Annotated in this window: 14 protein-coding genes; all 14 read left to right on the top strand. The window is 33.9% G+C overall.

Going from position 1 to position 14,955, the window contains the following annotated elements; translation table 11 throughout:
• The first annotated feature begins 1 nt into the window (after position 1).
• A complete protein-coding gene (locus LJ207_RS08650) occupies positions 2 to 2,251 on the top strand; it encodes an HD family phosphohydrolase (protein WP_229346095.1) in 2,250 nt (749 codons plus the stop codon).
• Positions 2,248 to 2,679, top strand: a complete 432-nt coding sequence (ybeY, locus tag LJ207_RS08645) for an rRNA maturation RNase YbeY (RefSeq protein ID WP_229346094.1) — start codon at positions 2,248 to 2,250, stop codon at positions 2,677 to 2,679. Before LJ207_RS08650 ends, ybeY begins: the two co-directional genes overlap by 4 nt.
• Positions 2,680 to 2,687: 8 nt before the next feature.
• Positions 2,688 to 3,392 carry a diacylglycerol kinase gene (locus tag LJ207_RS08640; RefSeq protein WP_229346088.1) on the top strand — a complete coding sequence of 235 codons (705 nt, stop codon included), beginning with the start codon at positions 2,688 to 2,690 and terminating at the stop codon, positions 3,390 to 3,392.
• 28 nt (positions 3,393 to 3,420) lie between these two features.
• The gene (locus tag LJ207_RS08635; RefSeq protein WP_229346087.1) at positions 3,421 to 4,680 is read left to right on the top strand and encodes a hemolysin family protein; all 1,260 of its coding nucleotides are present in this window, start codon (positions 3,421 to 3,423) and stop codon (positions 4,678 to 4,680) included.
• 18 nt (positions 4,681 to 4,698) lie between these two features.
• Entirely contained in the window at positions 4,699 to 5,790 is a 1,092-nt protein-coding gene (locus LJ207_RS08630) for a DUF3048 domain-containing protein (RefSeq protein WP_229346085.1), read from the top strand.
• A 19-nt stretch (positions 5,791 to 5,809) separates the two neighbouring features.
• The gene (locus LJ207_RS08625) at positions 5,810 to 6,232 is read left to right on the top strand and encodes a cytidine deaminase (RefSeq protein ID WP_229346083.1); all 423 of its coding nucleotides are present in this window, start codon (positions 5,810 to 5,812) and stop codon (positions 6,230 to 6,232) included.
• Positions 6,222 to 7,103, top strand: coding sequence for a GTPase Era (era, locus tag LJ207_RS08620; RefSeq protein ID WP_229346082.1), 882 nt, complete (start codon positions 6,222 to 6,224; stop codon positions 7,101 to 7,103). Before LJ207_RS08625 ends, era begins: the two co-directional genes overlap by 11 nt.
• Positions 7,104 to 7,136: 33 nt before the next feature.
• Positions 7,137 to 8,477 carry a magnesium transporter gene (gene mgtE / locus LJ207_RS08615; protein WP_229346080.1) on the top strand — a complete coding sequence of 447 codons (1,341 nt, stop codon included), beginning with the start codon at positions 7,137 to 7,139 and terminating at the stop codon, positions 8,475 to 8,477.
• Positions 8,478 to 8,556: 79 nt separating this feature from the next.
• Positions 8,557 to 9,240: a deoxyribose-phosphate aldolase gene (gene deoC, locus LJ207_RS08610; RefSeq protein ID WP_229346078.1), complete on the top strand. Its 684-nt coding sequence runs from the start codon at positions 8,557 to 8,559 to the stop codon at positions 9,238 to 9,240.
• A 17-nt stretch (positions 9,241 to 9,257) separates the two neighbouring features.
• Positions 9,258 to 10,025 (top strand): DNA repair protein RecO, encoded by a 768-nt coding sequence (recO, locus tag LJ207_RS08605; RefSeq protein WP_229346076.1) that lies wholly within the window; start codon positions 9,258 to 9,260, stop codon positions 10,023 to 10,025.
• 94 nt (positions 10,026 to 10,119) lie between these two features.
• Positions 10,120 to 10,968, top strand: coding sequence for a glycine--tRNA ligase subunit alpha (locus tag LJ207_RS08600; RefSeq protein ID WP_229346074.1), 849 nt, complete (start codon positions 10,120 to 10,122; stop codon positions 10,966 to 10,968).
• Positions 10,969 to 10,973: 5 nt separating this feature from the next.
• A complete protein-coding gene (gene glyS, locus LJ207_RS08595; RefSeq protein ID WP_229346072.1) occupies positions 10,974 to 13,034 on the top strand; it encodes a glycine--tRNA ligase subunit beta in 2,061 nt (686 codons plus the stop codon).
• Between the two features lie 25 nt (positions 13,035 to 13,059).
• Entirely contained in the window at positions 13,060 to 13,863 is an 804-nt protein-coding gene (locus LJ207_RS08590) for a pyruvate, water dikinase regulatory protein (protein ID WP_229346071.1), read from the top strand.
• Positions 13,864 to 13,875: 12 nt separating this feature from the next.
• On the top strand, positions 13,876 to 14,889 hold the full coding sequence (locus LJ207_RS08585; protein WP_229346069.1) for a deoxyguanosinetriphosphate triphosphohydrolase: 1,014 nt from the start codon (positions 13,876 to 13,878) through the stop codon (positions 14,887 to 14,889).
• Positions 14,890 to 14,955 lie beyond the last annotated feature (66 nt).

Raw genomic sequence — 14,955 nt, 5'->3', positions numbered from 1 at the left:
TATGAAATTAATGAAAGAAATAAGGCTAAGACTCCGTAAATGGAGGGAAAAATATTTAGACTTTTCTCCCAGGACATATAAAATAATTTGGGGAGTTTTATTTTTTATTATAATAGCTGTAACACTTAGTTTAGACCTAATCCCGGACCAGGTAGATTTAAGACCTGGCCAGGTAAGTCAAAGCAATATAACCGCTCCACGGACCATTACTTTCATAGATGAAACTAGAACCGAAGAATTAAGACAAAGAGCAGAAGAAAGTGCGCCAAGGGTTTATGAAGAAGATGGTACTGTGGAAAGGGATATTAATGAGCAAATCAATCTTTTATTTGATTCAATTATAGAAGAACGGCAAAGTATACTGATCGAGAGATTTGCTGCCCTGGAAAGTGCTGATCCAGAAATTGAAGAAGAATTTGCAGCTTTAATTGATGATTCTGAGCCAGAAATTAGCTTTAGTGAAGAAGAATTAGCAAGTTTAGATTCTGAAGATATTAATCTAATAATAACAAATGTTAAAGAGGAAATTGATTTTGAAATTTCTGATGATAATCTACAGACTTTAATCAGCCTGCCCAGGGAAGAACTAGAAGATTTAAGAAGTAGAGCAGATGAGTTATTGAGTTCTGCCCTATCAAGAAGAATTTTACCTGCTGAGCTATCAAGTGCTAGAGATAATATCGCTCAAACAGCAATGGGTTTAGATATTTCTAGAGATAAACGTCTTGCCCTGGCAGAAATAAGCGAAAATACTCTGCAGGCAAATATGTTTTTAAATACTGAGGCTACAGAGGCCAGACGCCAAGAGGCAGCTGCCCAAATTGAACCAGTTCAAAATACGGTTCGTCAGGGAGAGATCATTGTTCGCCAGGGTGATGTTGTAACTGAGGCTGATGTAGAAATTTTAGAAAGACTCGGCTTACAGAGATCAGAAATGAATTATTATAATATAATTGGTAGAATATTAATTGCTTTTATCATTGTTCTTTTATTAGCTTTTTATTTTTATAAATATAAAAAGTCAATCTGGCAGGATAACAGCCAATTATTATTAATTGAGATTTTAATTGTGCTAGTTCTTTTGCTGGCAAAAATATTTAGTCTTTTTCAAAATCCATTTGTAGATTTTCTTGTTCCTACTGCTATGGCATCAATTCTATTAACTGTATTAATTAATACTGATACTGCCCTTGTTTCCACCTTATTTTTAAGTATGTTGATTGCTCCCATATATGATATGAACTATAATATAGTTTTAGTCTCTTTGCTGGCCGGATTGGTTGGTATATACAGTGTAAGCAAGGTAAAAGAACGGGGAGATATTATAAGGGCAGGTCTGAATATTAGTGTTGTTCTAATGTTTTTAATAGCTGGACTATCTCTTTTACAGGAAAATCCCAACTGGAATTATATGATTTGGGCAGTTGGAGGAGGAATAACAAATGGACTTTTAGTAGGAGTTTTAGCTAATGGATTTTTACCTTATTTAGAGGATTTATTTGATATGACTTCTTCTGTTAAACTACTAGAATTATCTAATCCAAGCCAAAATGTTTTAAAAAGGATGCTTGTTGAAGCACCTGGAACTTATCATCATAGTATTATTGTTGGTAACCTTGCTGAAACAGCTGCAGAAGATGTAGGGGCAGATTCTTTACTTGCTAGAGCTGCTGCATATTATCATGATATTGGTAAATTGAAACGGCCTTACTTTTTCTCAGAGAATCATTTTGGGGCTGAAAATCCTCATGATAAAACCTCTCCTAATTTAAGTGCTTTAATTATCAAATCCCATGTCAAAGATGGGGTTGAAATGGCTGAAGAGCATGGTCTGCCCGGTAAAATAATTGATATTATCAAAGAACACCATGGGACAAACTTAATTTCTTACTTTTATCAGCAGGCAATACAGGAAAATAAGCATGATGATATTGAAAAAAAAGATTTTCGTTATGATGGCCCTAAACCACAAAGTAAGGAAGCAGCAATTATTATGCTGGCAGATATTACTGAAGCTGCTGTAAGGTCTAAAAACTTTAATAAAAATAATCATGATAGAATAGAAGGTTTTGTTAGGGGCTTAATCAAAGATAAATTGATTGAAAACCAATTGGATAAATCGGATTTAACTCTGAGAGATTTGGATCAGATCACAAATAGTTTTGTCAAAGTTTTAACCGGTATTTATCATCAGAGAGTAGAATATCCAGAGAACCTGCTCAAAGAGATGAAAGGCGGAGATAAAAAATGATTAATGTAGAATTTAATGATATGCAGGATTTTTTAGAGATTGATCAAGAGATGAAGGATCTATTAGCAAAGGTTATAACTACTGCTGCAGAAGTAGAGGGCTATAGTGGTGGTGAGGTTAGTGTAGCTTTTGTTAGCAATGAAGAAATAAGGAAGTTAAATAAAAAATATAGAGAACTTGATGAAGCTACTGATGTATTATCTTTTCCCATCGATGATGAGGTGTTGGGTGATATAATAATTTCATCGCAAAGAGCTGCTTTACAGGCAGAAGAATATGGTCATTCTTTAAAAAGAGAATTAGCCTATTTAACAGTTCATGGTATTTTGCATCTCTTTGGATATGACCATCATGGTCAGGAAGAAAAAAACGAAATGCGACAAAAAGAAGAAAGAATACTGACTGAGTTAGATTTAAGCAGGGATTAGGTGTTATTATGTGGCTTTTAAAAACGATCAACAGCTTTAATCATGCTATAGCAGGCTTGATTCATTCTTTTCGAAGTCAATTAAATATGCAGATCCACTTTATAGCTGCAGTATCTGTCCTGGGCTTAGGTCTTTTTTTAGGTTTAAGCAGGGTTGAACTGGGTCTGATAATTATTTCTATCAGTTTCGTGATTTTTGCTGAACTGCTTAATACTGCGGTAGAGGTTATAATCGATATTGTTAGTCAGGAGTATACCATTAAAGCAAGAATTGCTAAAAATATCAGTGCTGCTGCAGTTTTGATCGCTGCTGGTAATGCATTATTTATAGCTTATTTAGTTTTTTTTAATAAATTCCAGGCTATTTCTGCAGCTACAATTTTAACAATTAGACATGAACCCTTACATCTAACCTTTATCAATATAATAATTATTTTTATATTTGTTGTGGCTTTAAAATCGATTTTTAGTAGTGGTACACCTTTAAGAGGCGGTATCGTGAGCGGCCATACAGCCCTTGCTGCATCCGCTTCTTTGATAATATTATTTTTAACAGCTAACTTGATCGCCTTTACTTTATCGCTTGTGCTTTTGTTTTTGATTGCTCAAAGTCGTTTAGAGTCTGAAACTCACACCTTCAAAGAGATCTTTTTTGGAGCTATGCTGGGTTTTATAACAACATTTATTATTTTTTATTTCTTTAGATTAAGATAAAGAAATAGATTTTTTTGGGGGAGATTGCATGTATTTAGAACTTATATTGTTGTTAATACTTTTATTTTTATCAGCCTTTTTTTCTGGCTCTGAAACTGCATTTATGTCAGTAAATAGAATAAAAATAAAAGATAAGGTACAACATGGTGATGAAGGTGCTTCTCAGGTTGATAAATTACTTGAAGACCAAACTAAATTATTAACAACTATTTTAATTGGTAATAACCTGGTTAATATTGCTGCATCCTCCATAGCGACAGCTCTTGCCATAGAGATATTTGGCAATAAAGGGGTGGGTATAGCTACAGGCTTTGTTACTTTTATAATCTTAATTTTCGGTGAGATTACACCTAAAGCTTTAGGCAACAATTTATCTATTGCTTATGCTAAAACTGCTGCTGCTCCATTATATTATATGGAAAAAATATTTATGCCGGTAATTTTTATTCTTACTAAAATAGTTAATCTTTTTGTTAAAGATTCAAGCTTGATTTCCTCTGCTTTTTTAAGTGAAGATGAAATCAGGCGTTTTGTTGAAGTCAGTCACCGTGAAGGAGTTATTAAAGAAACAGAACAGGAGATGATTCAGAGCGTTTTTGAATTTGATGACACTCTGGTTAAAGAAATTATGGTGCCAAGAATCGATATAGTTTGTATAGAGAAGAACGAATCTTTAACAGAGCTGATAAAATCAGGGGTTAAAAAAGGTCATTCTAGAATCCCGGTTTATGAAGAATCAATCGATAATATTATTGGCCTAGTCTATATCAAGGATTTATTAGAGTTATTACTAAAAAAAGAAGAAAACTATGAGATTGAAGACTTTATAAAACCAATATATTTTATTCCTGAGGGTAAACCGATCAATCAGTTATTATCAGAAATGAAGGAAAGAAAAGAGCATATGGCGATAATAGTTGATGAATATGGAGGAACTTCAGGTCTTATAACTATAGAGGATCTCTTAGAAGAGATAGTTGGTGATATTCAGGATGAATTTGATCTTGAGAAAAGTTATATTGAAGTAATCGATAATAATAAATTATTATTAGATGGCAGGACAGATATAGAAGAATTAAATAAATTTTTAAAAGAACCATTAGAAGATAATTATGATTTTGAAACTGTAAGTGGTTTAATTTTAAATAGCTTAAATAGATTACCTGTACAGGGAGAAAAAATTAAAATAAAAGGATTAACTTTAATAGTCGAAAATATAATTGACAATAGGATTAGAAAAGTTAAACTAATCAGCAAAAAAGATTTAGAACTTAAAGAAAATGAATAGTTAGATAGAGGTGTAAAAATGAGAAAAAAGTCAATTCTACTGGCATTATTGCTTATCTTAACTTTGGTTTTTCTTGCTGCCTGTGGCAGTCAAGATCAAGACCAGCTTAGAGAGGAAGAACAGCCTGTTCAGGAAGAACTCAGTGATGAGGAAATCGATGAGCAGCTGGATAGAATCGAAGCTGAATATGAAGCTGACGAAGAGCAAATAGGTGCTGATGCTGAGCCAAGTTATAGTTCAACTTCTCCATTTACCGGAATGCCGCTTGCAGAAGAATATTATAAAAGAGCTGTAGCTGTCGCAGTTGAAAATTCTCCGGCAGCTCGTCCTCAGAGTGGGCTTGAGGAGGCAGAAATTATTTACGAATTTATGCTTGAAGGTGGAATCACTAGATTTTTAGCTATTTATTGGCCTGATCTACCAGAAAAAATAGGGCCGATTAGGAGTGCTAGACCATTTTTGATTGAAACTGCAGCTGCTTATGATGCACTATTTTTACATGCAGGAGCTAGTCCAGATGGTTTCCAAATGTTAAATGATAATGGTATTCTGCATTTAGATGAAATTTACCAAAGCCAGTATTTTTGGCGCAGCAGCAAAAGAAGGGCTCCCAATAACCTTTATACAGGTAGACCTTCTTTAGATGACTACTTAAATAACTTGGCTGAAAGAGAGTATCCTGAACAATTTAATTTTATAACCGCTTCTGTGCTCAGTAATTTTAGTCCTGCAGAAGAAATAACTATTAATTATTGGGGAGATTATAATGTCTTATACCGTTATAATAGCCTGCAAAATAATTATGATCGTTATATTTATGATTTTGAGACACCACATCAGGTTGAAAGTGGTGCCCATTTGAATGCTAAAAATATTATCGTAAAGTTTGTAGAGACTTCAACTAAAGATCAAGAAGGACGCCAGGAGATTAATCTTAACTCTAGTGGTGAGATCAAACTCTTTAGAGATGGTACAGTTATTGAGGGAAACTGGGAAAGAAATTCTAACAATCAGATCACTTATTTAGATAACAATGGCAGTGAAATCGAGTTAAACCCGGGGCAAAGCTGGATTCAGCTAGTTCCTAATGGTACAGAAGTCAATTATTAGTACAGGGAGTTGATTGCTTATGGATAAAAAGATAAAAAATAAACTTTTAGAGGCTGCTTTAAAAGCCCAAAAAAATGCTTATGTTCCCTATTCTAATTTCCCCTTAGGAGCTGCTGTGCTGATGGAAGATGGTTCGATTTACAGTGGGGCAAATATAGAAAATGCATCTTTTAGCCTAACAAATTGTGCAGAAAGATCGGCTATTTTTAGTGCTGTTTCAGATGGTAAAGCAAAAGTTGAAGCCCTTTTATTAGTAAGTAATACTGAAGAAACAATTACACCCTGTGGGGCCTGTAGACAGGTAATCAATGAGTTTGCAGATGGAGAAATAGAAATTATAATGGTAACAAAAAAAGGTGGGAAAGAAAAAACTATGAGCAATTTAGAACTTTTACCAGGTGCATTTACAGAGAAATCAATGGAGAAAAATAATGACTTATAAATCAGGTTTTGTCACAGTTATTGGTAGGCCAAATGTAGGAAAGTCAACTTTAGTTAATAATTTAGTTGGAGAAAAAATAAATATCATTTCCCCTCGTCCCCAGACAACCAGAAATAGTATAAAAGCCATTTATACAGAGGAAAATGGTCAAATCATTTTTATTGATACTCCGGGAATCCACCAGGCTAGAAACAAACTTGATAAATATATGTTAGAAGAGGCATACAGTAGTCTGGAAGGTATAGACCTAATCATATTTATTCTTGATGGCAGTACTTATTGGGGCAAAAATGATCAGATGATCTATGATCAAATAAAAAACTCCAAAAAAGATATTATTTATGTGATGAATAAAATTGATAAGATTTCTAATAAAGAGCTGCAGAAAAGACAGAAAAAATACACTCAAAAAGTGGGGGAAGAAGTTATCCCTATTTCTGCTCTAAATAACAAAAATATTGATACTCTTTTAGCAGAGATTTTTTCATATTTACCAGAAGGACCTCAATATTATCCCGAAGATATGATAACAGATCAGATTGAACGTTTTGTTTTTGCAGAACTGATCAGAGAAAAGATCTTTTATCTAACCAGAGAAGAAGTTCCTTATGGAGCAGCTGTTTTAGTTGAAGAGGTTAAAGAAAGAGAAAATGAGGATTATTATATTAGGGCTAATATTTATGTTGAAAAAAAATCTCATAAAGGCATTATAATTGGTAAAAATGGTAAGATGATAAAAAAAATAGGCAGAGAAGCGAGAAAAGAGATTGAGGATTTGATGCAGACAAAGGTTTATTTAGACCTCTGGGTTAAAGTATTAAAAAATTGGAGGGACAAAGATAATTTGATGAAAAGAATGGGTTATAAATAAAAACTTTTTAGTTTGAGTATTGGAGTGATGCTAATGACAATTATCAAAGAAAACATTACCGATGAATTAGTTCCTGAAAACTATGAAAACTTTTATGACTTTTATGAGGATAATTATCCAGCTGATGTGGCAGAATTTTTGGCATCCTTAGAAGAAGAAGTTTTACTTGAAAATATTGTTAAGCTTTCTCCAGCAGTTTTAAGTGAAATAATCATATTTTTTGATGAAGATCTGCAGAAAGAGATTACTAGCAAATTAACTACATTTAAACTGGCAGAAATTTTAAGCAATATGTATAGTGATGATGCTGCTGATTTATTGGGTGTTTTAAGAGTAGGAAAAATAAAAGAAGTTTTAAAATTAATGAAAGAAAATAAGGCACTGGAATTAAAAGAACTTCTAGAATATGATGATGAAAGTGCCGGGGGACGGATGACAACAGAGTTTATTGCTTTTTATGCTGATAATTCTGTTGGGACTGTTTTAAATAAGATAAAAGATTTGATGATAGAGCCCGAAATGATTTATTATATTTATGTTATTTCCAGAAAAAAAGAACTGCTCGGTGTGCTCTCGGTTAGACAGCTGCTTACAGCTCATCGAGATGAGCAGTTAAATGATATTATGAACGAAAATGTGGTAAAAGTAGATGTTAATTTAGATCAGGAGGAAGTAGCTAAGATACTTTCTAAATATGATTTGCTGGCAGTTCCTGTTATAAATAAACATCAACAATTAGTTGGTATTATTACAGTAGATGATATCTTAGATATAATTGAAGAAGAAACTACTGAGGATTTATTTAAAATGTCTGGTGCAACCAGTACATATGATATCCATGGTAACTTTATGGAGGCTGTTAAAAAAAGGATTCCCTGGTTGTTTATACTCTTATTGGGAGGCTTGATGTCAGGGACTGTTATAGGTCGTTTTGAAGAAGCACTACAGTCAATCGCTGCTTTAGCAATATTTATACCGGTCTTAATGGATATGGGGGGTAATGTTGGTACCCAGTCCTTAACCATAGTTGTCAGAGGTCTTGCTACAGATGAACTGGAGTTGAAAAGCTTTTTTAAGCATTTATTAAATGAATTTAAAGCCGGAATAGTTATGTCCTTATTAATTGGTGGTTCTCTATTGCTGATTACATTTATCTGGCATAATAATATAGCTATTGCTGTTGTGGTTGGTTTTTCAATGGTTACAACAATGATCACAGCTGTCATTTTGGGAACCAGTATTCCTTTTATAATTGATTATTTTGGTATTGACCCTGCAGTTGCAGCAGGTCCGTTCATAACTACATTGGTTGATATTTCTGGACTTTTTATCTATTTTACCCTGGCCACTATTTTATTAGAAAGATTGGTTTAAATGCAGGATTATTGTTGAATTTGAAGAATATATTTATTGACTGATGGAAATTAAAAGAAAATAAGGAGTGAATTTTATAATGGCGATCAAACCAAAAGATATGGCTAAAATGATTGACCATACTAATTTAAATCCCACTGCTACAGTGGATGACATTAAAAAATTATGTGCAGAGGCTAAAGAACATGAATTTGCCTCTGTCTGTATAAATCCGATTTATGTTCCTTTAGCAGCAAAACTATTAGAGGAGTGCTCGGTTAAAGTATGCACAGTAGTTGGATTTCCCCTGGGAGCAAATACTACTGAAGTGAAATCTTATGAAACCAGAAATGCGATTAAAAATGGTGCCCAGGAAATTGATATGGTTATGAATATTGGTGCTTTCAAATCTGGAGCCCTAGAAATATTCAAGTCTGATATTAAAGCAGTAGTAGATGCTACTAAAACAGCTGGAGTAACCTCTGATATTATTGTTAAGGTTATTTTAGAGACCTGTTATTTAGATGAAGAAGAAATTAAACAGGCCTGTGAAATAGCTAAAGATGCCGGAGTAGACTTTGTTAAGACTTCAACCGGTTTTGGCAGTCATGGTGCTCGAATTGAAGATGTAAGTTTAATGAGGAAAACAGTGGGCCGTGATGTAGGTGTTAAAGCTTCAGGTGGGATCCATAATTTTGAAGAAGCATTAGATATGCTTGATGCTGGTGCAAATAGAATTGGAGCCAGCTCAGGGGTTACTATAGTGACTGATGAGAAAGATTAAATTGGAGTTGAATTAATTTGGCTAAATTTGAGACCGAAGCAGTTGTTTTAAAACAATTTGATCTAGGTGAATCAGATAGGCTTATTACCCTCTATACAAAGGAAAAAGGCAAAGTTAAAGCAGTTGCCAGAGGTGCTAGAAAGGGTAATAAGTCCCGCTCAGGTCTTGTTTTACCCTTTAGTCATCACCATTTCAGCTTATATAAAGGTAGATCTTTGGCTAAAATAAATCATATTGAATCTATTGCGATGAACTCTAAGCTGCGTGAGGATCTTGATTATATGGCTTATGCTAGTGTAGCTGCTGAATATATTGAGAGGGCAGGTCTTGAATATGAAGCAGATCAGGCATTATTTTCTCTGCTGGCTTTAATCTTAGAGTATATGAATAAAGCTGAGAAAAATGAACTGCTATTTTATTTAACTGTATTTGAAGCCAAATTACTGTTATTACTGGGAGTTAAACCAGAAATAGAAAACTGTACAGTTTGTGCAAAAAAACTTGATTTAAAAGGTTTTACTGCAGTTGGGGTAAAAGAAGGTGGCTCAATTTGCAGAGAGTGTCTGGCCCAGGCTGAATTTGATTACAGCGATTTTTCTCTTAATCAGATGAGGGCTCTCTACAAGATTATTTTTGCTAAAATATCGCTTTTAAAAGCTGAACAATTTTCTGAGTCTTTAACAGAAAAGTTAATGGAGCTTACGGAAAAATTTTTAGCCTATCACCTCGATTTAAACCCAAAGTCTTTATCTTTTCTATATACCCTAAGGAATATGAATAGCTAAACTTTGGCCTTGTCCTAAAGGATAAGGTTTTGTTTTGAGAAATGATTTTAATTAATTTTAAATAGAAAAATGACCAAAGAGAGGAAGTGTATTTATGAATTTCCAGGAAATAATTTTTGCTCTGGATAAATTTTGGAGTGATCAGGGTTGTGTAATAGAACAGCCTTATGATATTGAAGTTGGGGCAGGGACTATGAGTCCTTCAACTTTCTTAAGATCACTAGGTCCAGAAGGATGGGATACTGCTTATGTACAACCCTGTAGGCGTCCAACTGATGGACGTTATGGTGATAATCCCTATCGTCTACAGAGATATTTTCAATATCAGGTAATTATGAAACCTTCTCCTGATGATATACAGGAAATATATTTAGCAAGTTTGGGTGCTTTAGGCATAGATGCTAAAAAACATGATATTCGTTTTGTTGAGGATAACTGGGAATCACCAACCCTTGGAGCCTGGGGGCTTGGTTGGGAAGTCTGGCTTGATGGTATGGAAATAACCCAATTTACCTATTTTCAGCAGGTTGGAGGTTTTAAAGCAGACCCGGTTACAGTAGAAATCACCTATGGATTAGAAAGAATTGCAATGTATTTACAGGAAGTAAACAATGTCTATGATTTGACCTGGGTAGAAGGGGTAAAATATAGAGATATTTATCATCAAAATGAAGTTGAACAATCTGCCTATAATTTTGAAACAGCAGATATAGATAGATTATTTAAACTATTTGATATTTATGAAGCAGAGGCAGAAAATTGTCTTGAAGCTGGTTTAACACTGGCTGCTTATGATTATACCCTAAAGTGTTCCCATAATTTTAATTTATTAGATGCAAGAGGAGCGATTAGTGTTACTGAAAGAACAAGATTTATTAAAAGAGTTCGCAAGCTGGCCCATAAATGTGCAGCCAGATATCTGGACTCAGGAGATCAGGAGTGATAGCAATGGCTAAGAATTTAATATTTGAAATTGGAACTGAAGAAATGCCAGCAGAGTCAATGAAAAAATTTAGAATAGATTATTTAGAATCTGCAAAAGAAATTTTTGCAAATAATAATTTAGAGTATGAAGCAGTAAATGTTTATTCAACTCCCCGCAGATTGGTATTATCAATCACAAATTTAGCAGAAAAGCAAAAAGATAAAAGAGAAAGTGTTCGGGGACCAGCAGTTAATATTGCTTTTGATGAAAATGGTGAAGCTACCAAAGCCGGTCAGGGTTTTGCCAGAGGACAGGGATTAGAGGTAGCTGAGCTGGTAGAAAAAGATGGCTATCTATATGCTGAAAAAGTTGAAAAAGGTAAAGCCACTAAAGATATTTTAGCCGATATTTTAAAAAGTATTGTGAAAAAAGTTCCCCTGCCTAAAGCAATGCGCTGGGGAAGTGTAAAAATGGAATTTATTCGCCCTATCAAATGGCTGCTTGCCCTATTTGGGGAAGAAAAAATAGATTTAGAGATTGCAGAAGTTAATTCTGAAGTTTTTAGTCTTGGTCACCGTTTTTTAAGTGAGGGTAAGGTAAAGCTTAAACATGCTGATGCCTATTTTAATATTCTCCAGGACAATTATATTATTGTTAAAGAAACTACCAGGAGAAAAATTATCAAGGATCAGATTGCTAAATTAAATTTAAGTGGTAAAGCTGTTATTAAAGAAAGCCTCTTAGATGAGGTTGTAGATTTAGTTGAATATCCTACAGCTTTTAAGGGACAGTTTTCAGAAGAATATTTAGAGCTTCCAGATGAAGTATTAATTACTGCTATGGAAAAACATCAGCGCTATTTTCCTGTTAAAGCTGAGGGGAAATTGCAGGCAGAATTTATTGGGGTTAGAGATGGTGGTAGAGATTATTTAGCTGAAGTAATAGCAGGAAATGAGATGGTTTTAAAAGGTAGATTAGATGATGCTCAATTTTTCTTTGCTGAAGATCAAAAATATGGTTTTATAAATAGAAGTGAAGATATTAAAGATATTGTTTTCCAACAGGATTTGGGTAGTGTTTATGATAAAGTTCAAAAACTTGAGAAAATAACTGCTGAACTGGCAGATAAACTAAACTATAGTGCAGATCAAAAAGAAAAGGCTGTTAGAGCAGCTGAATTATCTAAAAATGACCTGGCAACAGAAATGGTAAACGAATTTGCCAATCTCCAGGGGATTATGGGTAGAGAATATGCTTTATTAGCTGGAGAAGCTGAAGCAACTGCAGATGCTATTTATGAGCATTATTTGCCTCGATATGCAGGTGATAGTTTACCCAAAACTGATCCTGGTAAGCTTTTAGCGATGGCTGAGAAGCTATTTAATTTAAGCAGCCACTTCTTACTTGGTAATATACCTAGTGGTTCACAAGATCCTTTTGCACTCCGCAGACAGGCAACAGGGCTTTTAAGAATAATTTTAGCAGAAAAACTCTCGGTTAATATTTTAGAAATGATAAAAATGAGCATGGAAATTGTTGATATCAATAAATCTGCTCTAGATGAAACTGCTGTCCAGCTGAAAGAATTTATCAAACAGAGGCTTGAAAATCTACTTTCTGATTTAGAAATTCGCTATGATATTATTAATGCAGTGATTGATGTGAATGATAATGATTTTGTAGATATCTATCAAAGAGCAGAAAAATTAATGGAATTTAGGTCTCAGAACCCTCAATTATTTGTTGATTTGGTTAGAGGTTTAGTAAGAGCTAAAAATATTTCTGAGAATTTAGAGTCTAAAACAGAGATTAATGCAGGATTATTAGCTGCCGATGAAGAAAAACAGTTATATAAGGCTTATCAAAATAATCAGCCATTAATTAAAGAGCATTTTGCTGCTAAAGAGTATAAGCAGGGCTTTTATTTATTGGTTGAATTAAAAGAAGATATAGATCAGTTTTTAGATAATGTTATGGTTATGGTTGAAGATGAGGCTCTTAAAAAGAACCGGCTGGCTATACTTGCTGGCATTTCAGAGCTGATGAGAGAGGTAATTAATATTGAAGAAATAGCTCTTGATTAAAAAAATATTCAAAGGGGTGTAAAAGATGAATGTAGATGTTTTATTTTATGTTGTTTCAGATTGTACTGGTAAGACAGCTAAGAACTTAGTTGAATCTGCTTCCGGTCAATATCCTGATCATAAAGTTGAAAAGAAAAATTTTCCCTTTGTCCGTTCTAAAGAAAAAATCGATGAAATTATTGAGCAGGCTGTAGAGGATAATGCAATAATTGCCTTTACTACAGTCAAAGAAGAGCTTAGAAAATATATAATCGATGAGTCTGAAAAAAATGATCTCGAATATGTTGATATGATGACCAAACCATTAGAAATTTTAACAAAGAGACTTGAAGTGGAACCACGAGAGGAATTTGCCTTAAAATACAAACTTGATGAGGATTATTTTAAAAGAATTGAAGCAATGGAATTTACCCTGCAGTTTGATGATCTAAATGAAGAAAAAGGGATTGAAGAAGCCGATATTGTTTTAGTAGGTGTTTCTAGAACCTCTAAAACTCCCCTATCTATTCATCTTTCTTATCTGGGTTATAAGACTGCTAATGTACCACTTGTTCCAGAGGTTGATGTTCATCCAGCAGTAATGAAAAACAAAGATAATAAAGTAGTTGGTTTAACAATTGATCCTGAGCTCTTAAATGACATTAGAATCGAAAGACTCAAAAAAATGGGTTTAGGTGATGAAGCAACCTATGCTGCTAAGGAGAGAATAGAAGAAGAATTTGAATATGCTGATTCTATAATGGAAGAGATCGGTTGTCCTGTAATAGATGTTACCGATAACAATATAGAAGAAACAGCTGTAGAGGTATTAGCCTATTTTAATGGCTAGGAGTTGATTTTTATGTTTTCCAGAATAGAACAAGAAAAATGGGAACAAGAAAAACTTTCACCGGCTGCTGCTTTGAGTTCTGAAAGCAGGGGTCGGTTAAAGGATGATATAAAGTGTGATATTAGAACGATTTTCCAACATGATCGTGATCGAATCCTCCATTCTAAAGCTTTTAGAAGGCTGAAACATAAAACCCAGGTTTTTATCGCCCCAGAAGGTGACCATTACCGGACTAGATTAACTCATACCCTTGAAGTTGCTCAAATTGCTAGAACTATTGCTAGAGCTCTTAAACTAAATGAAGACCTGGTAGAAGCGATTGCTTTAGGTCATGATTTAGGCCATACTCCATTTGGACATGCTGGAGAAGCTGTTCTTTCAGAAATAAGTGATAAAGAATTTCAGCATAACAATCAGAGTTTAAGGGTTGTGGATCTTTTAGAAAAAAGAAGTAATGGTAGAAGAGGTTTAAATTTGAGTATTGAGGTCAGAGATGGAATTTTAAAGCATACAGGTGAGGATAAGCCCTTTACATTAGAGGGTCAAATTGTTAAAATAGCTGACAGGATTGCCTATATAAATCATGATATAGATGATGCATTAAGAGCAGGCTTGATTTCAGCCAATGATCTTCCCAGGCAAACTATGGAGATCCTTGGTGATACTCATTCTAAAAGAATCAATGTAATGGTCAGGGATATAATCAAGGAAAGCTGGCAGCAGTCAGAGATAAAAAGATCTAACAAGGTTAAAAATGCAAGCAGTGATTTAAGAGAATTTTTATTTGCCAATGTGTATATAGATTCTAAGGGTAAAAATGAAGTAGCTAAAGCTAAGCGCTTGCTTAAGATGCTTTATAAACACTTTTTTGAAAATATTGATCTTTTACCTGAAGAATATTTGGAATTTGAAGCTAATAAAAAAACTGCTATCATTGATTATATTGCGGGGATGACAGATCGCTATGCGATTAATTTGGGTAAAGAATTATTTATTCCTACTCCCTGGCTGCAAAAAAATAATTAGTTTTTTGCAGGAATATTGGCTTGATTCGGGAATAAATTTTAAAGGGCTGTGGAGGCAGAAGTTATT

Source organism: Halanaerobium polyolivorans, from assembly GCF_020711195.1.
Taxonomy (GTDB): Bacteria; Bacillota; Halanaerobiia; order Halanaerobiales; family Halanaerobiaceae; genus Halanaerobium; species Halanaerobium polyolivorans.
The sequence above is the reverse complement of the archived record's forward strand: the minus strand, read 5'-3'. Positions and strand labels throughout refer to the sequence as shown.

Bases quoted from the DNA above. Each gene is read 5' to 3' on its own strand.
- LJ207_RS08635 (WP_229346087.1), top strand. From the start codon at position 3,421: ATGTATTTAGAACTTATATTGTTGTTAATACTTTTATTTTTATCAGCC.
- deoC (WP_229346078.1), top strand. From the start codon at position 8,557: ATGGCGATCAAACCAAAAGATATGGCTAAAATGATTGACCATACTAAT.
- LJ207_RS08630 (WP_229346085.1), top strand. From the start codon at position 4,699: ATGAGAAAAAAGTCAATTCTACTGGCATTATTGCTTATCTTAACTTTG.
- LJ207_RS08600 (WP_229346074.1), top strand. From the start codon at position 10,120: ATGAATTTCCAGGAAATAATTTTTGCTCTGGATAAATTTTGGAGTGAT.
- LJ207_RS08585 (WP_229346069.1), top strand. From the start codon at position 13,876: ATGTTTTCCAGAATAGAACAAGAAAAATGGGAACAAGAAAAACTTTCA.
- LJ207_RS08640 (WP_229346088.1), top strand. From the start codon at position 2,688: ATGTGGCTTTTAAAAACGATCAACAGCTTTAATCATGCTATAGCAGGC.
- LJ207_RS08650 (WP_229346095.1), top strand. From the start codon at position 2: ATGAAATTAATGAAAGAAATAAGGCTAAGACTCCGTAAATGGAGGGAA.
- glyS (WP_229346072.1), top strand. From the start codon at position 10,974: ATGGCTAAGAATTTAATATTTGAAATTGGAACTGAAGAAATGCCAGCA.
- era (WP_229346082.1), top strand. From the start codon at position 6,222: ATGACTTATAAATCAGGTTTTGTCACAGTTATTGGTAGGCCAAATGTA.
- mgtE (WP_229346080.1), top strand. From the start codon at position 7,137: ATGACAATTATCAAAGAAAACATTACCGATGAATTAGTTCCTGAAAAC.
- LJ207_RS08625 (WP_229346083.1), top strand. From the start codon at position 5,810: ATGGATAAAAAGATAAAAAATAAACTTTTAGAGGCTGCTTTAAAAGCC.
- ybeY (WP_229346094.1), top strand. From the start codon at position 2,248: ATGATTAATGTAGAATTTAATGATATGCAGGATTTTTTAGAGATTGAT.
- LJ207_RS08590 (WP_229346071.1), top strand. From the start codon at position 13,060: ATGAATGTAGATGTTTTATTTTATGTTGTTTCAGATTGTACTGGTAAG.